Source organism: Paenibacillus sp. FSL K6-2862 (genome assembly GCF_038005125.1).
Taxonomy (GTDB): domain Bacteria; phylum Bacillota; class Bacilli; order Paenibacillales; family Paenibacillaceae; genus Paenibacillus; species Paenibacillus illinoisensis_A.
In genome coordinates, this window is record NZ_JBBOSN010000001.1 from 15001 (window position 1) to 34709 (window position 19709).

General features: G+C 46.6%; 19 protein-coding genes, 2 rRNA genes and 1 riboswitch (1 of these 22 running past the window's edge). Of the genes, 19 read left to right on the forward strand and 2 right to left on the reverse strand.

Translation table 11 applies throughout. The features are described from left to right. From MHB82_RS00055 to MHB82_RS00065, 3 genes are all read left to right on the forward strand, one after another. Nucleotides 1-1931: ribosomal RNA gene (locus tag MHB82_RS00055) — 23S ribosomal RNA — on the forward strand; it begins 998 nt to the left of the window's first position. A 75-nt stretch (nucleotides 1932-2006) separates the two neighbouring features. Then, nucleotides 2007-2123: ribosomal RNA gene (gene rrf / locus MHB82_RS00060) — 5S ribosomal RNA — on the forward strand. A 202-nt stretch (nucleotides 2124-2325) separates the two neighbouring features. Beyond that, nucleotides 2326-2766, forward strand: a complete 441-nt coding sequence (locus MHB82_RS00065) for a hypothetical protein (RefSeq protein WP_236146670.1) — start codon at nucleotides 2326-2328, stop codon at nucleotides 2764-2766. A gap of 639 nt (nucleotides 2767-3405) precedes the next feature. On the opposite strand, the gene MHB82_RS00070 is transcribed toward MHB82_RS00065, so the two are convergent. Next, on the reverse strand, nucleotides 3406-3930 hold the full coding sequence (locus MHB82_RS00070; RefSeq protein ID WP_110756347.1) for a hypothetical protein: 525 nt from the start codon (nucleotides 3928-3930) through the stop codon (nucleotides 3406-3408). Between the two features lie 474 nt (nucleotides 3931-4404). Here MHB82_RS00070 and MHB82_RS00075 point away from each other — a divergent pair, with 474 nt between their 5' ends. The 12 genes from MHB82_RS00075 to rsmI all read left to right on the forward strand — a co-directional run bounded on the left by MHB82_RS00075 (nucleotide 4405) and on the right by rsmI (nucleotide 13843). Then, nucleotides 4405-4590, forward strand: a complete 186-nt coding sequence (locus tag MHB82_RS00075) for a sigma factor G inhibitor Gin (protein WP_095293335.1) — start codon at nucleotides 4405-4407, stop codon at nucleotides 4588-4590. A gap of 287 nt (nucleotides 4591-4877) precedes the next feature. Continuing rightward, the gene (locus tag MHB82_RS00080) at nucleotides 4878-6557 is read left to right on the forward strand and encodes an aminotransferase class I/II-fold pyridoxal phosphate-dependent enzyme (RefSeq protein WP_341173541.1); all 1680 of its coding nucleotides are present in this window, start codon (nucleotides 4878-4880) and stop codon (nucleotides 6555-6557) included. Nucleotides 6558-6745: 188 nt separating this feature from the next. Beyond that, the gene (locus MHB82_RS32060; RefSeq protein WP_426643655.1) at nucleotides 6746-7117 is read left to right on the forward strand and encodes a CidA/LrgA family protein; all 372 of its coding nucleotides are present in this window, start codon (nucleotides 6746-6748) and stop codon (nucleotides 7115-7117) included. Next, nucleotides 7093-7785 carry an LrgB family protein gene (locus MHB82_RS00085; RefSeq protein WP_341173542.1) on the forward strand — a complete coding sequence of 231 codons (693 nt, stop codon included), beginning with the start codon at nucleotides 7093-7095 and terminating at the stop codon, nucleotides 7783-7785. The genes MHB82_RS32060 and MHB82_RS00085 overlap by 25 nt, the downstream gene beginning before the upstream one ends. 226 nt (nucleotides 7786-8011) lie before the next feature. Then, nucleotides 8012-8659 carry a dTMP kinase gene (tmk, locus tag MHB82_RS00090; protein ID WP_095362261.1) on the forward strand — a complete coding sequence of 216 codons (648 nt, stop codon included), beginning with the start codon at nucleotides 8012-8014 and terminating at the stop codon, nucleotides 8657-8659. A 59-nt stretch (nucleotides 8660-8718) separates the two neighbouring features. Then, nucleotides 8719-9048, forward strand: a complete 330-nt coding sequence (locus MHB82_RS00095) for a cyclic-di-AMP receptor (RefSeq protein ID WP_017691391.1) — start codon at nucleotides 8719-8721, stop codon at nucleotides 9046-9048. Nucleotides 9049-9332: 284 nt separating this feature from the next. Beyond that, entirely contained in the window at nucleotides 9333-9776 is a 444-nt protein-coding gene (locus tag MHB82_RS00100) for a YaaR family protein (RefSeq protein WP_095362260.1), read from the forward strand. Between the two features lie 9 nt (nucleotides 9777-9785). Beyond that, nucleotides 9786-10757: a DNA polymerase III subunit delta' gene (holB, locus tag MHB82_RS00105; protein ID WP_341173543.1), complete on the forward strand. Its 972-nt coding sequence runs from the start codon at nucleotides 9786-9788 to the stop codon at nucleotides 10755-10757. A gap of 118 nt (nucleotides 10758-10875) precedes the next feature. After that, a complete protein-coding gene (locus tag MHB82_RS00110; RefSeq protein ID WP_095293342.1) occupies nucleotides 10876-11676 on the forward strand; it encodes a PSP1 domain-containing protein in 801 nt (266 codons plus the stop codon). Between the two features lie 28 nt (nucleotides 11677-11704). Next, the gene (yabA, locus tag MHB82_RS00115) at nucleotides 11705-12073 is read left to right on the forward strand and encodes a DNA replication initiation control protein YabA (protein ID WP_095293343.1); all 369 of its coding nucleotides are present in this window, start codon (nucleotides 11705-11707) and stop codon (nucleotides 12071-12073) included. A gap of 99 nt (nucleotides 12074-12172) precedes the next feature. Continuing rightward, a complete protein-coding gene (locus MHB82_RS00120) occupies nucleotides 12173-12961 on the forward strand; it encodes a tRNA1(Val) (adenine(37)-N6)-methyltransferase (RefSeq protein WP_110756337.1) in 789 nt (262 codons plus the stop codon). Next, a complete protein-coding gene (rsmI, locus tag MHB82_RS00125) occupies nucleotides 12962-13843 on the forward strand; it encodes a 16S rRNA (cytidine(1402)-2'-O)-methyltransferase (RefSeq protein WP_095362258.1) in 882 nt (293 codons plus the stop codon). A 279-nt stretch (nucleotides 13844-14122) separates the two neighbouring features. On the opposite strand, the gene MHB82_RS00130 is transcribed toward rsmI, so the two are convergent. Next, entirely contained in the window at nucleotides 14123-14377 is a 255-nt protein-coding gene (locus MHB82_RS00130) for an AbrB/MazE/SpoVT family DNA-binding domain-containing protein (RefSeq protein WP_024633700.1), read from the reverse strand. Between the two features lie 318 nt (nucleotides 14378-14695). Here MHB82_RS00130 and MHB82_RS00135 point away from each other — a divergent pair, with 318 nt between their 5' ends. The 4 genes from MHB82_RS00135 to rnmV all read left to right on the forward strand — a co-directional run bounded on the left by MHB82_RS00135 (nucleotide 14696) and on the right by rnmV (nucleotide 19706). Next, entirely contained in the window at nucleotides 14696-15973 is a 1278-nt protein-coding gene (locus MHB82_RS00135) for an HD domain-containing protein (RefSeq protein ID WP_095362257.1), read from the forward strand. 311 nt (nucleotides 15974-16284) lie between these two features. Then, complete coding sequence (locus MHB82_RS00140; protein ID WP_170948305.1) at nucleotides 16285-17055, forward strand: TatD family hydrolase; 771 nt, start codon at nucleotides 16285-16287, stop codon at nucleotides 17053-17055. A 242-nt stretch (nucleotides 17056-17297) separates the two neighbouring features. After that, nucleotides 17298-17552: riboswitch (cyclic di-AMP (ydaO/yuaA leader) on the forward strand. Between the two features lie 271 nt (nucleotides 17553-17823). Beyond that, nucleotides 17824-19008 carry a 3D domain-containing protein gene (locus tag MHB82_RS00145; RefSeq protein WP_095293347.1) on the forward strand — a complete coding sequence of 395 codons (1185 nt, stop codon included), beginning with the start codon at nucleotides 17824-17826 and terminating at the stop codon, nucleotides 19006-19008. 152 nt (nucleotides 19009-19160) lie between these two features. Then, nucleotides 19161-19706, forward strand: a complete 546-nt coding sequence (gene rnmV / locus MHB82_RS00150; protein WP_341173544.1) for a ribonuclease M5 — start codon at nucleotides 19161-19163, stop codon at nucleotides 19704-19706. Nucleotides 19707-19709: the final 3 nt, after the last annotated feature.

The window sequence follows — 19709 nt, forward strand, 5'->3', positions numbered from 1 at the left end:
TGAGTGCTAAGATCCATTGTCAAAAGGGAAACAGCCCAGACCATCAGCTAAGGTCCCCAAGTGTGTGTTAAGTGGGAAAGGATGTGGAGTTGCACAGACAACCAGGATGTTGGCTTAGAAGCAGCCACCATTGAAAGAGTGCGTAATAGCTCACTGGTCGAGTGACTCTGCGCCGAAAATGTAACGGGGCTAAACACACCACCGAAGCTATGGCTTGATGCTTTGCATCAGGGGTAGGGGAGCGTTGTATAAGGGTTGAAGGTGTACCGTAAGGAGCGCTGGACATTATACAAGTGAGAATGCCGGTATGAGTAACGAAAAGATCAGTGAGAATCTGATCCGCCGAAAGCCTAAGGGTTCCTGAGGAAGGCTCGTCCGCTCAGGGTAAGTCGGGACCTAAGGCGAGGCCGAAAGGCGTAGTCGAAGGACAACAGGTCGAAATTCCTGTACCACCGTAAATCGTTACGAGCGATGGGGGGACGCAGTAGGGTAGTGACGCAGACTGATGGATGTCTGTCCAAGCAGTGAGGCTGATGTGTAGGCAAATCCGCACATCATTAAGGCTGAGCTGTGATGGGGAGTGAAAATTACAGTAGCGAAGGTCATGATCTCACACTGCCAAGAAAAGCCTCTAGCCAGATGAAGGTGCCCGTACCGCAAACCGACACAGGTAGGCGAGAAGAGAATTCTAAGGCGCGCGGAAGAACTCTCGTTAAGGAACTCGGCAAAATGACCCCGTAACTTCGGGAGAAGGGGTGCCCCGGTAGTGTGAATAGCACGAGGGGGCCGCAGTGAAAAGGCCCAAGCGACTGTTTAGCAAAAACACAGGTCTGTGCGAAGCCGTAAGGCGAAGTATACGGGCTGACGCCTGCCCGGTGCTGGAAGGTTAAGGGGAGCGGTTAGGGAGTAATCCCGAAGCTGTGAACCGAAGCCCCAGTAAACGGCGGCCGTAACTATAACGGTCCTAAGGTAGCGAAATTCCTTGTCAGGTAAATTCTGACCCGCACGAATGGCGTAACGACTTGGGCGCTGTCTCAACGAGAGATCCGGTGAAATTTTAATACCTGTGAAGATGCAGGTTACCCGCGACAAGACGGAAAGACCCCATGGAGCTTTACTGCAGCTTGATATTGAATTTGGGTACGATCTGTACAGGATAGGTGGGAGCCTTTGAAGCATGAGCGCCAGCTTGTGTGGAGGCACCGTTGGGATACCACCCTGATCGTATCTAGGTTCTAACCTGGTGCCCTTAGCGGGTACGGGGACAGTGTCAGGTGGGCAGTTTGACTGGGGCGGTCGCCTCCTAAAGAGTAACGGAGGCGCCCAAAGGTTCCCTCAGAATGGTTGGAAATCATTCGAAGAGTGCAAAGGCATAAGGGAGCTTGACTGCGAGACCTACAAGTCGAGCAGGGACGAAAGTCGGGCTTAGTGATCCGGTGGTACCGCATGGAAGGGCCATCGCTCAACGGATAAAAGCTACCCTGGGGATAACAGGCTTATCTCCCCCAAGAGTCCACATCGACGGGGAGGTTTGGCACCTCGATGTCGGCTCATCGCATCCTGGGGCTGAAGTAGGTCCCAAGGGTTGGGCTGTTCGCCCATTAAAGCGGTACGCGAGCTGGGTTCAGAACGTCGTGAGACAGTTCGGTCCCTATCTGTCGTGGGCGTAGGAAATTTGAGAGGAGCTGTCCTTAGTACGAGAGGACCGGGATGGACGTACCGCTGGTGTACCAGTTGTTCCGCCAGGAGCACCGCTGGGTAGCTATGTACGGACGGGATAAGCGCTGAAAGCATCTAAGCGTGAAGCCCCCCTCAAGATGAGATTTCCCAGTATGTAAGACCCCTTGAAGACGACGAGGTAGATAGGCTGGGGGTGGAAGTGCAGTAATGCATGGAGCTGACCAGTACTAATCGGTCGAGGGCTTATCCAAATTGCAGGTTCTAGTCGCAAATTTCGTTTCGGATCTAGTTTTCAGAGAATGATCTCTGAGTGTATAGCAGCATCGTTTGGTGGCGATAGCGGAGGGGTTCCACACGTACCCATCCCGAACACGACCGTTAAGCCCTCTAGCGCCGATGGTACTTGGACCGAAGGGTCCTGGGAGAGTAGGACGCTGCCAAGCAAAGAACCACTGCCGAAGAAACTCGGTGGTGGTTTTTATTTTGTTTATAAGGCTGTATTAAGTGAATGCAAGCGTCATCAGAAGGTAACAGTATTGTTACAGAATATAAGTAGGAAATCAGTATAATAGGACTATGTTAAATATGCTAAAAGTACCTGACCACAGAGCTGTGAAATGTGCAGCTGTGAAAAGGAGGGTGTGTGTGTTAAGTTGGCGGAGACTTGGGCTGTATTCATTTCTAATGATTGGTTTGTTGGGTGTGCTTACAGGATGCGGAGATGCCGGACCTTCCTGGACTTCATATGAAGGCGCAGTCAACGAGAAGAGTTTCCCTGTACCGAAAGTAGCGAATAAATCGGACCAATCCGGAAACAATTCGGAGATGGACTATGTTCGATATACATTGTCTGGTATTAGTGAAAGTACCAGCTTGCCTGAAGTATATCTAGACGAGATTAAAAGCTGGGGCTGGACGGAGACACAAGCCAAGAGTACATCAAATACCTCAAACTCTCTTCGTGTGTTTGCTAAAGAGGGGCATATTGTGCATCTAGCTGTACATGATGGATTCTTTACGCTAATGGTACCTCGGAATGATACTGCGACAACAACGGTGAAATCCCTTGCTGATGATGAAGAGTAAGAGTACGGTTTGTTTTGTAACATTGTAATGTTCAGACGATACAAGTTCCCGTAAGCCTACGGGGACTTTTTTTATTTTAGGGAAGAGGAGATACTGTACGTTGCTGTAGGAGTCTAATGGACTCCTTTCTAGAACCTGGCCTAAGATTAAGATGAACTGAGCTTATAAGCTGCCTAGTTACTGCACGTACTACCATGGGCTCCATGGAATTTGGTACTCCTATATTAGAAGGAGGCCCTAAAGCAGCATCTATGAGCGTGTAGGTATCTCAGTCATGGTAGTCCAAGACAATAGATAAGGCGTAGAGACATGAGCTGAAAATAGGTTTGAGGCGAAGAGCAGTAGATATATAGCTGCTTAATGGGGTATAGTTTACGGCTGCAATGTCTGATCAATAGATAGAGGATGGGAACGGGAATAAATGGGGATAACCTGATTAGCTTGTACCCATGCTGTGGATAAAAGAAAGGTTAGTTAGAATGAACAAAGGTTATCCACTGTGGATAACCTTTGTTCATTATTAAAGAATGGAATGCTCGATTGCTTACGAAGATCATAGGTCATTTTTTAAGCCAAGTTGGGGGCATGTTTTATGTATTGCACTTGTACATATTGATTTTCATAAAAGAGGTAAAGGCGTTATTGCAGATAGTACGAAACGTCCTCTTCATTTAGTTTGATTAATCCGTCTTTGCGTTCACGTGATAGAATCATAACCACGTACAGACGGGGGATGAGCAGCCACAGATGCCAGAAAATCAGTGAAAGCGTGAAGGACAGCGGAGACCAGATCAGGCAAATGGTAATGATGCATAGTCCAATCCAGCTCATGTTCAAATGTACTCTGACAAACATGCGGTAGCTAAAGTGCTGATCCGGAATGTAACCTAACCAAGGCATATGGAAGTTCCAGCGCCAGCGTTTGGCATAAGAGGCACGGACCAGAAGCAAAATAGTTCTGGCAATGACATAATGAATCCATAGGGTGATCGGCCCTGCCAGCAGAAAAAAGAAGAGGCCGGTCCAGGAGAATGCCAGTAAATTAAAGAAGAGCATAATGATAGGCAAGCACAGATAGCTGTAGATGACACTGCGGGCAATCGCCTTTTTTTTCAGAAGCCGGTATTGATAAAATGTAGCTTTATTCTCCGGTTCAGCGGTCATACGATTACAAATCCTCCTTCTGGGATCACGTTCGTGTGTGGACGTATGCTTGTACGTTGGTGTCATGCAAATGATCCATATGCGTATAGGAACCATGGAAGCGCTGTAGGGATGATGTACAAGTTTAAGAGTAGGAGCCTCATACAAGTATATCCACGAACTTCTTGGCTGTCAGGTTCTGATGTATTATATATCGGCTGAAAATCAAAGTTTTTTTAAGATTATAGAATATAAGTTTTTGTGGACGCGAAGGTGAAAGTGTATATAGGAGGGAGGCGATATAACTGTATGGGAAGCATCAGTGCAGAAAAGTACGAGCGGTATGCGATTTGTTGAACTTTTGAATCGGTACAGACACCCAATGGGTGGTGGGCGAATATATATATTTTACAGAAAGAAAGCACTATGAAAAGGTTTAAAATAATAGAAACTGTGCAATACTGATAGTAAACGTAAAACAAGGTGGGATGGTTGATGGAAGAACATACCGAACACACATGTATTATCTGCGAACAGAAAAAAAGAGAAGGCATTTTTATTGTATCTGAATTTATATGCGATGCTTGCGAAGCAGAGATGGTTCATACTGATGCACAGGATGCCAAATACAATTATTTTATACACCAAATGAAACAGATTTGGGTGCAAAAAAACGCATAATGACCATAAGCCGAAACATCCATTGATGTAGGTGTATTCAGGGGCCCATAGGGCCTTTTTCTGTTTGATACGGAGGATTGTAGAACAGAGGATCATGTAGAGCCGCGGATTCGGCAAAAAGACTGATATAATAAAAGGGTAATGAGGAGCAGAATAAGAGTAATATTGTGCTCTTCACTTAATACCTAATTGAGAGAGGCACAGTTCACAAAAGAGCCCTTATTATAATAGGAAGTTAAAGAGCAAATGTGAATCCAAATTTAATGATTATATAGGAAGGTAATTCTATGAAATACAAACCATATCAGGCTCCTTTGTACGAGGCTCTGCTTCATTACCAGAAGTCGGGGAATCGTTCTTTTCATGTGCCTGGGCATAAGAATGGACAAGCTTATCGAGTTTTGATGAATACAGGGAATAGGAAGCAGCACGGAAGTTCTGACGTTATGCCTGCGGCAGCCTTTCTGGATATGATGCAGATGGATGTAACGGAAATTACCGGTACGGATGATCTGCATCATCCAGAAGGGGTGATTCTGGGAGCACAACAGCTGGCGGCTGATTGTTTTGGTGCGGAGGAGAGCTTCTTCCTTGTGGGTGGCAGTACGGCTGGTAATTTGGCTATGCTGCTTACGGTGTGTGATGAGCCAAAAAGTATCGTACTTGTCCAACGTAATGTACATAAGTCAGTCATTCATGGGCTGATGCTTGCTGGCGCCAGAGCTGTGTTTCTGGAGCCACATGTTGATCCATCCAGCGGACTTGCTGTTATGCCGTCGGTAGAGACGGTCAGGGCTGCTGTCCAGGCATATCCTGAGGCAAAGGGGGTACTTGTTACTTTGCCGAATTATTATGGCATGGGCGCTGATTTGAAGCCCATAGCCGACATATGTCACGGTGCTGGCATGCCACTGCTCGTGGACGAAGCGCATGGCGCGCATTATGGACAGCATCCAGAGCTGCCTGCTTCAGCCCTGTCATGCGGAGCGGACGGGGTGGTGCAGTCGACCCATAAGATGCTGTCCGCCTTCACCATGGGAGCCATGCTGCACATTCAGGGACCGTTGTTGAATCGGTCCCTGCTGAGGCAGCGCCTGGCCATGGTGCAGAGCTCAAGCCCATCATACCCTGTGATGGCTTCGCTTGATCTTGCGCGCCGACTGCTGCATGTGCAGGGCGCAGACACCTTCACGGCGGGGCTTGCCGCCGTGGATGCCTTCAAGCGCGGCCTTGCAGAGCTGCCGCGCTTTCAGCTGCTGCAGCCTGTGCAGGCGCTGCAGCAAGAGCCGCCAGCCGAGGCAGAGCCGGCTGATGGCGGTAACAAGGCCGCCGATGCATCGAGGCGGCCAACAGCACCTCCCGCGGCGGCGATGCCATCTGCCGTGGGCTACACCGCTCAGGACCCTTTTAAAGCCGTCATATATGACGGGGCGGGGGTACTGAGCGGTTATGGGCTGCAGCAGCAGCTGGAAGCATACGGCTGCGTGCCCGAGATGAGCGACGAACGGTACGTCGTCCTGCTCTTTAGCCTTGGCTCAACGCGAAGTGATGCTGAGCACTTGCTGCAGGCGTTAGAGCGCATTAGTCAAGCCAATGAGAATGAGCTAAGGCAAAGCCTGAACGAGTCATCAACGCAAGCTGCGAAGAAGGCAGTTCACTATATTTCCACGTGGAACAATTTACTAGATCCATCTGTGGATTCCTTTTCAGAGCCTATTGTGTTCTCACTACAACCTATATCAGAAAAAGATACAGCAAAAGTTGAACTCGAAGACTGTGCAGGCTATCGATCTGCTGAGATGATTATTCCGTATCCTCCTGGAATCCCCCTCCTATATGCAGGGGAACGAATAAGTCCTGCTGCAGTAAAACGTATACAGCTTCTGAGGGATGAAGGGGCGAGGTTTCATGGCGCAGCGGATGATACTCTTCGATCATTGAAGGTCATGAAGGAAGGGCAGAGTTAAGTTAAACCAAAAATGTGGGAACGATACTTACTACTCATTACGTACTCACTCTTTCATTCCTTATCCCTCAATCATCTATTATTTGTACCATCTAAGACATCATGTGCTGTCTGGACATAAGAAAGAAGGGAATTGTTTTGGATATTCCGATAAAGAGATATACAGGAATAGTCCTGCAAGTCATGTTAATGTATGGCTTTTATTGGATAGGAACCTGGATACAGTCTATATTGCATCTACCTTTAACAGGCAGCATTGTGGGCATGCTGCTTTTGTTCATTGTCATTCAAATGGGTTGGGTCAGGATCAGCTGGGGAAATGAAGGTTCATCCTGGCTCCAGTCCAATTTGCAGTTATTGTTTATCCCGCCTACGGTAGGCATCATTAATCACTTTGATTTTTTTACTGCGAATACACTCCTGCTTGTGTTGGGATTGATCCTCAGTACCCTAGTAACTTGCTTGCTATCTGCCAAAATTGGTGAGTGGCTCATGACATGGATAAGATCGCATCGAGACAAGAAGGAGGCGATCTCATGTCAACATTCATCATCGGAATAGCTATGATCGCTCTGACTGTGGTCTTATATATCCCGGCGACTCGTCTATATAAGAGGATAAAATGGCCTATTCTTATGCCAGTACTCACAACAACGGCAGTAATTGTAGTCATTCTGCTTATAACAGGAATTAAACTGGACACCTATATGCTGGGTGGCAAATGGATACAGGATCTTCTGGGGCCTGCGGTTGTTTCCTTAGCCTACCCTTTATCCAAACACATGGATGTGCTGAAACGGAACATCATTCCCATTCTGGGTGGTACGCTTGGAGGAAGCATCGTAGGGATGTTTACCGGGGCATCGGTAGCTCTGCTGCTTGGTTATCCTAAAGATATCGTGATCGCCTTACTGCCAAAGTCAGTGACTACTCCAGTTGCCATCCAGTTGGCAGATCAGGCAGGAGGCAACGCTTCATTTACGTCCCTATTTGTAATGATTGCCGGTTTTTCGGGGATATTACTTGGGCCGCTGATGATGAAATGGATTCGAATAAAGGATAATAGTGCCTATGGCATTGGACTCGGCTCCGCTTCTCATGCACTTGGCATGGCCAGATCTTTTGAATATGGCGAGAATGCTGTAGCATTAAGTTCCGTCTCCATGATTGTCAGTGCGATAGCCGGATCATTGTTCCTTCCCTTATGGGTATCCATTATCTATAGTTGACCGGTCATCTCTATTGAAAAAATTGGCGGAATAGCTGACCGCTATTGCTTGATCATGTATAGTATTATAGTAAGAAGCTTGTACAATATGGCCCAAACGACAATACCATGATCATGAACATACACCTCTGGGCGTGTCATTTCATAATCTGAAGTAGAAAGATCAGGCCATATAACATTCACAGCAGAGTAAGATGCCATTATCGACATAGAAAGCAGGGAAGCATATGCAGGGCAGAGGTAAATTCATTACATTGGAGGGGGGAGAAGGGTCCGGTAAAACGACGATGATCAGCAGATTGGGTTCTTACTTCGAGGAACAGGGTATACCTTACGTAGTTACTCGTGAACCTGGCGGAATCGAGATCGCGGAGAAAATACGTGCTATTATCCTTGACCCTCTCCATACGGCAATGGATGCGCGTACCGAAGCACTGCTCTATGCAGCTGCACGCAGCCAGCACTTGGCTGAGAAGGTGGAACCGGCGCTGAAGGCAGGCAAGACGGTTATCTGTGATCGATTCGTCGATAGCAGTCTGGCATATCAAGGTCATGCACGTGGGCTCGGAATAGAGAATGTCTGGGCCATTAACCGGTTCGCAATAGGTGAGCTCATGCCGGATGTTACACTTTATCTGGACATCGAGCCGGAAGCAGGTCTTGCCCGGATTGATGCCCACGATGGACGTGAGGTAAACCGTCTGGATCTAGAGAGTCTGGAATTTCATCGTAAGGTTAGAGAAGGGTACTTCCTGTTAAAGGAACAATTCCCGGAACGAATCCAGGTTATTGATGCTTCCAAACAGCCTGATGAAGTCGCAGCAGCATTGATTTTGTCGCTGGAGACAGGGATTTTGAAGGATTTTGGCGAGTAATTGTCTAATATATAGACAGGGCATTTCAAAGGTGCTTATTCTGAAGGAGGTTATGCAGGATGAAACTGATTGTTGCGATTATACAGGATAAAGACAGCAACCGATTATCCAGCGCATTGGTCAAAGCTAATTTTCGGGCAACGAAATTGGCCAGTACCGGTGGATTTTTGAAGGCAGGCAACACGACGTTTATGATCGGTGTCGATGATGGTCAAGTCGAGTCCGTAATGAATGTCATTCGCAGCAGCTGTAAGGTTCGTGAACAGCTCGTGACTCCAGTCACACCGATGAGTGGAACAACCGACTCTTACCTGCCGCTGCCTGTTGAAGTCCAAGTGGGTGGAGCTACTGTGTTTGTTCTGCCAGTGGATCGTTTTGAACACTTCTAACAATGCGTTCTGTGTCTATGATGCAAAATGATTGCTAGTGTTCTTAGGCGACTTATATGCGTCCTTCCTGATATCAGGAATCGGCGCTTTCCGTCCGAAATTAGGCCATCTGATAAAGGGAATGCTTTCTTTCGGGCGGAAGTTGACTACCAAGCAGGTTAATGGTGAAAAGTTTTAACTACCATTATATATAGAGACTCATACAAGGGTATCTTCCACGCACAGGCGCAGCGCGCACTGTGCTGATGGTCGATGGTCTACTATAATAGAAAGCGGGCATATCGATGAAAATCAATCCTGGATTTAGACCGATGCAGAGTGGGATCAATTCTACCGACTCCAGTTCCAAACCGGTTCAATCCAAAAATTTCTCTGACATGATGAACCACCAGGGCGAACGAGCATCACAAGCCGAGCTTAACCGCCGACTTAGTGAAATTCAGATGCAGGGCGATCGCTTGGCTCGTTCCATGACGATTCGTGAATTGAAAGCATACAAGCAGCTTGTCAAAAGATTTCTGGAAGAAACGGTTCGCCGGGGTGTATCCATGAAAGAGACCAGAGGATGGGATCGGCGGGGCAGAGGTAAAAGATACAAGCTAATTGATGAAATCGACTCTGCGCTGTTATCCATGGCTGATGAATTGCTCGAAACAGAAGAAGGTAAGATCACATTATTACAACAAGTAGGAGAAATTCGGGGAATGCTTATTAATTTAAGCTTCTGAGGAGGAAGTATGTCCTTTCAACAAATTATGGGTCAGCAGGCAGCCAAGCAGATGTTGCAGAGCAGCTTGAGACGCCAGGCAATCAGCCATGCGTATTTGTTTAGCGGGCCAGCGGGTAGCGGGCAGCTGAAGACAGCTGTGACGTTTGCCAAAGCCATATTCTGTACAGAGCTTGAAGATGATGCCTGCGGACAATGTCTGGAGTGCCGTAAGGTCGAGCATGGTAATCATCCGGATTTAACGATGCTTGCACCAGATGGAAACAATATTAAAATTGATCAGATTCGGGATCTGCAGCGTATTTTCTCATACCGTTCAGAGGCTGGCCATCCCAAAGTTTATATTATAGAACAGGCAGAAAAAATGACCGTGCAAGCGGCAAATAGTCTGCTGAAGTTCCTGGAAGAGCCGCAGGTGCCTGCGGTAGGAATTTTGATTACGGACAATGGTCAAGCCATGCTTCCGACTATCCGTTCACGCTCACAACTTGTTCCTTTCAGTGCACTGAATCCTGAAGAAATGCTGCAAGCTTTGATTGCAGAGGGGCATCCGGCCAATCTTGCGCGTTCAGCGGTTCATTTGGCGTCAGGACTCGAATCATGTAGAGAAATTCTCCAGCAGAATTGGTTTGCAGAAATTAGAAACGTAATGTTACAATTAGGGAAGGAGTCCCTGGGCAGAGGCAGCACATCATTAATCTCTGCACAGCAGAAGCTTTTTAAAACCGGACTCTCAGAACATCTGGATATTATGCTTAGTCTATTCCATTTATGGTTTAGGGATATGCTGTATGTCCAGCACGGTAGGCATGAACATATCGTTTTTATAGATCAGTTGGACATGCTGTCTAAGTTGGCTAATACCCGCAGCACGGAGCAGTGGGTGTCCTATATGGATTTGGCCGCAGCATGCAGAAAAAAATTGCGTTTCAACGTCAATGGCCAGCTTTGTCTGGAGCAATTTTTGATCGGTTTGGCATAAGGCTGGGGAGAGGACAGTTTTTGTTCCATTCATATGCAAACGGTTATTACTTCGGAGGGTTCCCTAAGAAGACAGGGCTTCAGACGAAGCGGGATTGGCTTACAAGGGGGTTAATTTTTTGTATAGTGTAGTGGGTGTCCGTTTCAAAAAAGCGGGCAAAATTTATTACTTCGATCCCCTGGACCTTCCCATTGAGAAAGAAAACTGCGTTATCGTGGAGACAGCGCGGGGGGTAGAGTACGGTAAGGTAGTTGTTGGCAAGAAGGAAGTAAGCGAGTCCGATGTGGTGCTGCCACTCAAAAAGGTCATTCGGGTTGCGGGAGATACAGATGCCCGTGTGGTGGATGAGAACAAGCGGGCAGCCAAAGAAGCATTCGGTACTTGTTTAAATAAAATCAAAGACCATGGCCTCAAGATGAAGCTGGTCGATGTGGAATTTACGTTTGATCGCAACAAGATCATTTTTTATTTTACAGCTGAAGGAAGAGTGGATTTCCGGGAGTTGGTTAAGGATCTGGCAAGCATTTTTAGGACACGGATCGAGCTGCGGCAGATTGGTGTACGGGATGAGGCCAAGATGCTTGGAGGAATCGGACCTTGCGGCCGTGTATTATGCTGTTCTTCCTGGCTGGGAGACTTTGAGCCGGTATCCATCAAGATGGCCAAAGATCAGAGCCTGTCACTGAATCCGACGAAAATTTCAGGGTTGTGCGGAAGACTCATGTGCTGTCTGAAATTTGAGCATGATAACTATGAAAGTGTGAGAGAAGAACTGCCGGCTGTAGGCAAGTTGGTCGTCACCTCTATGGGTGAAGGGAAAGTTGTCGGCATCAATGCCGGTAATCGCACAGTCCATGTTCAACTGTTCGACATCAGTAAAGTCAAAGAACTTCCGCTGGATGACGTCGTTATCAAGTAAACCATAAAGGTTGCTTCGGGGTGGAAACTTGGAAAAGAAAAATCTGTTTACACACATTCATGAAATGGAAACCCAATTGGGTCAGTTGCACAGTGATTTAGGAGAGTTAAAAATGATTGTCAAAGAGCTGCTTGAAGATAATCAGCGGCTTACGATTGAGAATGAGCAGCTACGCAAACTGCTCAAGCGTGAGGCTCCGGTAGATCTGCCCGTTTCATCTGCACTGGCTCCAGCCGCTAGACCTGCAGGTCCGGCTACAGGTGAAGATGTGGTAGGTGAAGGATATGATAATCTGGCCCGGCTGTATCACGAAGGATTCCATATCTGCAATGTCTATTACGGACATTTGCGGACGGAAGGCGATTGTCTGTTCTGCCTGTCTTTTTTGAATAAATGAAGTGACCGTAGGGAAGAGCCCCTACGGTTTTTTTTCAAGGTTATAGACCTAAACTAAAGCTAAAATGCGATATAGAGTACCGGAGGATGAACGTATCATATGACAGCCAATGAAGCTAAAGAAGTAATTTTGCATGAATCAGAACGGATTGACGATCTGCTCTCTCATGATTTGAGAATCATTCAAAGTGATGAAGTATTCAGTTTTTCCATGGACGCCGTATTGCTTGCCCGGTTTGCTTCTGTTCCTAAACGAGGGCGTGTACTCGATTTATGTACGGGAAATGGGGTTGTTCCCATTCTGCTGACAACGCGTACGCAGGCCACCCTGGAAGGAATCGAGATTCAGCCAAGGCTGGCTGATATGGCACGGAGAAGCGTGAAGCTGAATGCTCTGGACCAATCGATCACAATTCATGAAGGCGACCTGCGGGAACTGGTGAAACAGACAGGACATGCTGTGTATGATGCGATTACCGTGAATCCGCCGTATATGCCGCTAAATGGAAGTGACCTTAAAATGAATACACACCAAGCCATGGCACGTCATGAGTTGGGGTGTACATTGGAGGAAGTTATTCAGGCATGCAATCGTCTCGTGCGTAATGGAGGAAAAGTATCCATGGTTCACCGCCCTCAACGGCTCGGGGAGATTATCTCTCTGATGAGGGAGTACAAGCTTGAGCCGAAGCGGATCCGAATGGTACATCCACGCGCTCACCTTGAAGCCAATATGGTGTTAATCGAAGCGCTGAAGGATGGCAAACCCGAAGTGCGCATGCTTCCGCCCCTCATTGTCTACAATGAAGAAGGAACCTACTGTGATGAAATTATGGATATTTATTACGGATCACAACATACAACGAGTACTACGGAAGGAGGAGTGTAAGTGACACTGCACATTCAAAAAAGTTATGCTGAAGCCCATGATGGTCGGGGTAAATTATATTTGGTTGGAACACCTATTGGGAATCTGGATGATATGACATTTCGAGCAATTAAGACACTGCAGAGTTGTGATATTATTGCGGCAGAAGATACAAGGCAAACCCGAAAGCTGCTCACTCATTTTGAGATCACCCCTTCCATGTTGTTTAGTTATCATGAACATAATAAGGCGGCAAGTGGTCCTGAACTGATACGCTATATAATAGAAGGAAAAAATTTGGCACTGGTCAGCGATGCTGGTTTGCCAGCCATTTCAGACCCTGGTTCTGATCTGGTACAACTAGCAATTGAGGCAGGAATTCATGTTATTCCGATTCCGGGTGCCAATGCAGCATTGTCTGCTCTAATTGTATCCGGACTACCGACGGAACGCTTCACGTTCGGCGGCTTTTTGCCGCGCGAGAAAAAGGATATGCGAAAAGTGCTGGAGGGTTTTGACGAATCTAACGGCACCTTGTTGTTTTATGAGTCACCGCATCGTATTCGCAAAACGTTGGTCAATCTGGAAGAGATTTTGGGGGATCGTTCAGTTGTGCTGGCTCGTGAGCTGACGAAGCGACATGAGGAATTTGCACGTGGCACGGTTCGCGAGTGCATAGACTGGCTGGAGGAGCATCCACCACTTGGAGAGTACTGTTTGCTTGTAGAAGGCATTAAGGAACAGGAGCGTAAAGCAGAGCGTGAAGCCTGGTGGCAGCCATTGTCCCTGGAGGACCACGTCAGCCACTATGAAGGTGAAGGACTTCACCGCAAAGATGCGATGAAAAAAACAGCAGCAGACCGAGGGTTAACGAAACGTGATGTATATAACGCGCTGATCTAATCCTCTGCATGCTCCAAACATACGGTTAAATAGGGGAACATAACCTGAAAAGTTTCTCATTGGAAACCTTAGCAAAATATTAAAAGTCCAAGGCGGTGTAAAAATATTTTTTTGATTTTTCACCGCTTTCCTAGTTATGAATGAGCTGATCAGGGTTTGTCCCGAATGGGGTAATAAAAAAAAGACCTTCCAACGGTGGGGTTCACACCGGGAAGGCAAGTAAGGAATATAAAAAGGTTAGAATTAACAATTCAATGAGTCCATTATACCTGAAATTTCTTATTTTGTCACAGGTGCAGGAATTTCGGAAATACATTCGTTACAAACGATTTTACCTTTGAAGTATGTAACGTTCTCAGCGTTACCACAGAAGATACAAGCGGGCTCGTATTTTTTCAACATGATGCGCTCACCGTCAACATAGATTTCCAGAGCATCTTTTTCACCGATACCCAGTGTACGGCGCAATTCGATTGGAATAACTACCCGTCCCAGTTCGTCTACTTTTCTAACAATACCTGTTGATTTCATCATTATAATCAGTGCTCCTCTCAGCTACTTATCTTTGTCATTATTCGACATTATTTTATGTTTTATGATACTCATCATACCAACGATTCCCAAAACAGTCAACCTTAAAATTAGCTTAAAATTAAGGCTGTTTTTGATAAGATTACGGTTGGCAAGGGGTTAAGAGCGATTTTTCATATTTAAACATCAATGTCAGGTTTGTCGATTTGGAAAACATTAAAAGTGCATCATTCGACAAAATTCGTCATTGTATGTCGAATAATAGGGCTGGGCAAGGCTGAAAGCGACAAACACAACTCATAAACAAGGGAGCGAAGCGACATGGAACAGCGTTTAACCGAAGAGAAAGTGTTTAAAGATCCGGTACATAATTATATTCATGTGCAAGATCCGATTATATGGCAGTTGATCAATACTCCCGAGTTTCAGCGCTTACGACGGATTCGTCAGTTGGGAACATCTTATCTGACTTTTCACGGTGCGGAACACAGCCGGTTTTCACACTCATTGGGCGTTTACGAAATTACACGGAAGATTATCTCTCAATTTGAAAGAAGTCACTACTCCGATTGGCCTAAGGAAGAAAAAGCCGTTGCTCTCTGCGCTGCATTACTGCATGACTTGGGACATGGGCCATTCTCTCACTCCATTGAAGAAGCCTTCGACATGAATCATGAGGACTGGACCTGCCGAATTATCCTTGGGGATACCGAAGTGGGGGCAATCCTGAGACGGTATGCTCCCGATTTCCCGGAGAAGGTGGCATCTGTTATTCAGAAAACATATGAAAAGCCAATCGTCGTAAATTTGGTCACTAGCCCGCTTGATGCAGACCGGATGGACTATCTGCTTCGGGATGCATACTTTACAGGTGTAAACTACGGAACCATCGACCTTGACCGCATCCTGCGAATGCTTCGTCCCTATCACGGGAGAATTGTAGTCAAGGAATCCGGTATGCATGCCGTGGAAGACTATTTGATGTCACGTTACCAGATGTACTGGCAGATTTACTTCCATCCGGTGACCCGAAGCTCCGAAATTATCCTGAGACAAATATTTAAGCGTGCAAAAGAGCTAGTAAAGCAGGGGTTCCAATTCCGTTTCATGCTGGAGCCACTGCCGCAGCTGTTTGACGGAGTGCTCTCTGTTGATGAATATCTGCAATTGGATGAGGCACTAATACAGACCACATTCATGCAGTGGCGCAAAGAGAACGATTCTGTTCTGAGCGAGTTATGCGAACGTTTTATGGATCGCAGGTTGTATAAGTATGTAGAGGTTGAACAGATCGATGTGGAAACGATTGAAGAAATTCGGGTTGCCTTTGTCGAAGCAGGTCTTCATCCCGAATATGATCTGGAAATTGATTTTCCGACGGATCTTCCGTATGATGTTTTTCGTCCGGATGAATCGACAGACAAACAGATTCTGCTGCTGGATAGACAGGACAAGTTGCATGAATTGTCCGAGGTTTCGGACATTGTCCGTTCAATCAGCGGAATACATCGTGGTAAGCATCATCTGTACTATCCGCAAAACAAGGTGGACGCCATCATTCACGAACTGCCATCTCATATTCGTCCATACTTCTCATGATCATGAAGTGAGCCGTGAGGAGCAAAATTATTACAAATTAGCTATGATAGAAAGAGTTTCTATTTCGAGATATTATCATGATACAGTAATCTGCTTTAATGGAGAGTATATGTAGATCGACATAATTTTGTAATGTATACTTTTTTTTGAACAAGTTGAGACCATAAGAGCTCCTATATATAGTAGAAATTAATTTTGGTAATTCCACATGTTGTACTCTGAAAAATCAATGATGATGATAAAATGGGTGCATTTTATAGGATTTTGATCGGGAAAGAAAACAGTTATTCGACAGGAAGGGAGAAATACAAATGATGTTATTCGACACACATACACACCTGGATGCACCGCAATTCGACGAGGACCGCGAGGAGATGATTCAACGTGCTGTAGATGCCGGGGTTGGCCGTATGATCAATGTCGGTTTCAACCGGGAGACCATTCCATCCACGATGAAGCTTGCCGAAACGTATGATTTTATATATGCAGCTGTAGGCTGGCATCCTCAGGATGCCATTACGATGCAGGAGGGCGATCTTGAGTGGATTGCGTCTCTGTGCAAGCATGAAAAAGTCGTTGCCATAGGCGAGATTGGCCTGGATTATTATTGGGACACTTCTCCCAAGGATGTTCAGCATCGTGTACTGAGACAACAGATCGGACTAGCTCGTGAACTTAACATGCCGATTGTCATTCATAATCGCGACGCTCATGAGGATATTGTCAAAATTTTGCGCGAGGAAAAGGCTGGAGAAGTCGGGGGTGTGATGCACTCGTTCTCTGGAAGCTGGGAAACGGCAAAACTCTGTCTGGATCTAGGGTTCCATCTATCCTTCGGGGGACCAATCACGTTCAAAAACGCCAAGCAGCCAAAAGAGGTACTGGCGAAGGTGCCAATGGACCGATTTTTCATCGAAACTGACTCCCCATATCTTACACCACATCCTTATCGTGGAAAACGAAACGAAACAGCGCATGTACGTCTGGTTGCAGAAGCAGCTGCCGAAATTAAAGGCATTTCGGTAGAGGAAATTGCTGCAATAACGACCAAAAATGCCATGGAACGATTTGGGATTCGTTAAAAAACGAAGCAAATGCGGTGAAAAAGAGAGGTAGACGGAGCGAATTTGCTTTTTGATCCAAATAAATGAAGAATATTACAATATTTTAACCAAATATTTAGAAAAACGTACTTGAACAACGCTTTACAACATGCATCGAAACAGGATATCATCTTTTCAGTGAATTGTTGTGAGGAAAATTGGACAGATGTTCGGGGGATGAACAAAGGGACACTTTCCGATGACACAACAATACTTTTCATGAACCGATCTCGCTGAGTCTCCGTTAACGGAGAGCGGGGGAACCAATAGGGCTTAAACATCAGTGTAAGCAGCTGATGCGCATCGTTTCGCTGACCCAAAAGCAGCGGATGCACTTGCGAAGCGCTATTTGATTTCTTCTTTGGGTCTCGGGGTGAATTCAAGGGCATCCGCCATGAGCGGGTGACCGGAGATAGGGCGGCTCTCTTTCGCCCGAACCCGACAGCTAACCTCGCAAGCGGAAAAAGAGAGGCAACCTCGTGCATGAATTTCCGATATTCAAAATCATTCGGAAGCCACGAAAGAGTTCCTCTTACACTCTTTCTTTGGCTTTTTTGTTTTTGAATAAAAGAAATAAGGTCATCATACGGTAAGAATTCAGGTGGTGACATCATGTTGCGAAGAGTGGTTCATGGTGCAGAGCCGGTCATTGAGATATCGATCAGTTCTGTAGAAAATTTGGTATAGTCGCGTCAAAGACATCATGCATTAACTTTAGACGGCGAGGCTATGAAGGAGGACGGAGAAGTGGGCACATTCCAACCAGAAGAGACCCATGAGTCACGATCATCCAGTAAGTCTTACGCGTTGCGGTGGAAGCATGAGAACATGCGTCAAATGGCACTGATCGCTATTTTCTCAATCGCGCTTACAATCATGATCTTGTTAGTCGTTTACGGTCAAGCCGGGAAACAAATTTCGCTGGTTATTGATGGCAAAGCTCAAGCGGTAGAGACTCGTACAGGAATGCTTCAAGAAATGCTGGAGGAGCAATCAATCACAGTCAGCCCCCATGATGAGGTATCCATGCCTTTGAACGGGGCAATCGCAGATGGAGACCGCATAGTTATTGAGCGGGCCGTTCCAGTCAACATTACGGCAGACGGAGACACCAAGACTCTGTATACAACCGATTCATCGGTAGAAGATGCAATTCAGAAATCTGGAATTGAAGTTGCCAGTGAGGATAAGGTTTATCCTGCGCTCGCAACACCAATCAAGGCAGATATGAAAATTCGCGTAGTGCGTGTAACAAAGCGTACAGTGGAAGTGGAACAGCCGATTGCGTACAAAGTAATCAAAACGGCTGACCCTAGCTTGTACAAAGGTGACAATCGCGTCATCGTAAACGGCAAAGAAGGTACACTTGTACAGCATATCGAAAAGGTGTTTCAGGATGGAGAGTTAGTCTCCAAAAAGATGGTGGGCAAATCGGTATCGACCAACCGTGTAGATAAAGTTATTGCTGTCGGAACCAAAGCAAAACCAGTTGTGAAGCAGCCGGAGATTCAGACGGTATCGGCCCAAACCTCCACAGCAAAGAAAGAAACGACAACGAACTCGAAGAAAACCGCTGCATCAGGCAGCAAAGTGATTACCGTCTCAGGCACTTCTTTTAAATATTCCAAAGTACTTAAAAATGTATCGATGACCGCGTACTCTTCTGAGGAGCCTGGCATTGGTACAAAAACAGCTTCCGGTACCCGGGTAACTGAAGGACGGACCATTGCGGTCGATCCAAAAGTGATTCCGATTGGCTGGTGGGTGTACATTGAGGGCCTCGGCTTCCGTCGTGCGGAAGATACCGGCGGCGCCATTAAAGGCAACAAAATCGATGTGTATTATGACAGTGTGAAGCATGCCCTGAATTTCGGACGTAAGAAAGGCAAGACGGTATATGTGATCGGTCCGGTTAAGCCGGAAGCGAACTAAAATCGTTTTACTTTGAAATGGGAATGCTATAAAATAGTTGCATGAATGAATCATGCGGAATATGCAGCGGTGGAGTCTGAATAGACTCGCCGCCGTTTGGCAGAGAAGAGGATATTCCTCTTCTTTTTGCGTTAGAAAGGAAGAAATGGAACATGATAAAAGAAGTCATTGTGGTAGAAGGACGCGACGATACCGTCGCCATCCGGCGGGCTGTTGAGGCAGACACCATAGAGACCGGCGGATCAGCCATCAATCAGCGAATCCTGAAGCGAATTGCACTGGCACAGGAGAGACGTGGTGTGATTGTTCTTACGGACCCGGATCATGCCGGAGAGCGCATTCGCAAAATCATTGCAAATAAGGTCCCAGGCTGTAAGCATGCTTTTATTCCGGAAGCGGATGCAACCCGCAAAGGGGATATCGGGGTCGAGAATGCCTCGCCTGAGGCAATCCGCCATGCGCTGGAGCGTGTACATACCTCTTATGAGGGTATACCGAGCCTGATCGATTGGGAGGACTTGATTGCAGCAGGACTGATTGTGCACCCACAGGCAGCCGCAAGGCGTATGGAGATGGGGAATCTGCTGGGCATAGGTTATTGCAACGGAAAGCAGTTCCACAAGCGTCTGGGTGTATTCCAAATTAGCCGGGAAGAGTTTTCTGCAGCATTATCGCAAATTGAACGTGAAGGATTGTGAGCG

Bases quoted from the DNA above. Each gene is read 5' to 3' on its own strand.
- MHB82_RS00140 (WP_170948305.1), top strand. From the start codon at position 16,285: ATGATGTTATTCGACACACATACACACCTGGATGCACCGCAATTCGAC.
- MHB82_RS32060 (WP_426643655.1), top strand. From the start codon at position 6,746: ATGTATGGCTTTTATTGGATAGGAACCTGGATACAGTCTATATTGCAT.
- MHB82_RS00095 (WP_017691391.1), top strand. From the start codon at position 8,719: ATGAAACTGATTGTTGCGATTATACAGGATAAAGACAGCAACCGATTA.
- MHB82_RS00085 (WP_341173542.1), top strand. From the start codon at position 7,093: ATGTCAACATTCATCATCGGAATAGCTATGATCGCTCTGACTGTGGTC.
- rnmV (WP_341173544.1), top strand. From the start codon at position 19,161: ATGATAAAAGAAGTCATTGTGGTAGAAGGACGCGACGATACCGTCGCC.
- MHB82_RS00070 (WP_110756347.1), bottom strand. From the start codon at position 3,930: ATGACCGCTGAACCGGAGAATAAAGCTACATTTTATCAATACCGGCTT.
- MHB82_RS00080 (WP_341173541.1), top strand. From the start codon at position 4,878: ATGAAATACAAACCATATCAGGCTCCTTTGTACGAGGCTCTGCTTCAT.
- MHB82_RS00100 (WP_095362260.1), top strand. From the start codon at position 9,333: ATGAAAATCAATCCTGGATTTAGACCGATGCAGAGTGGGATCAATTCT.
- MHB82_RS00120 (WP_110756337.1), top strand. From the start codon at position 12,173: ATGACAGCCAATGAAGCTAAAGAAGTAATTTTGCATGAATCAGAACGG.
- holB (WP_341173543.1), top strand. From the start codon at position 9,786: ATGTCCTTTCAACAAATTATGGGTCAGCAGGCAGCCAAGCAGATGTTG.
- MHB82_RS00135 (WP_095362257.1), top strand. From the start codon at position 14,696: ATGGAACAGCGTTTAACCGAAGAGAAAGTGTTTAAAGATCCGGTACAT.
- MHB82_RS00075 (WP_095293335.1), top strand. From the start codon at position 4,405: ATGGAAGAACATACCGAACACACATGTATTATCTGCGAACAGAAAAAA.
- tmk (WP_095362261.1), top strand. From the start codon at position 8,012: ATGCAGGGCAGAGGTAAATTCATTACATTGGAGGGGGGAGAAGGGTCC.
- MHB82_RS00130 (WP_024633700.1), bottom strand. From the start codon at position 14,377: ATGATGAAATCAACAGGTATTGTTAGAAAAGTAGACGAACTGGGACGG.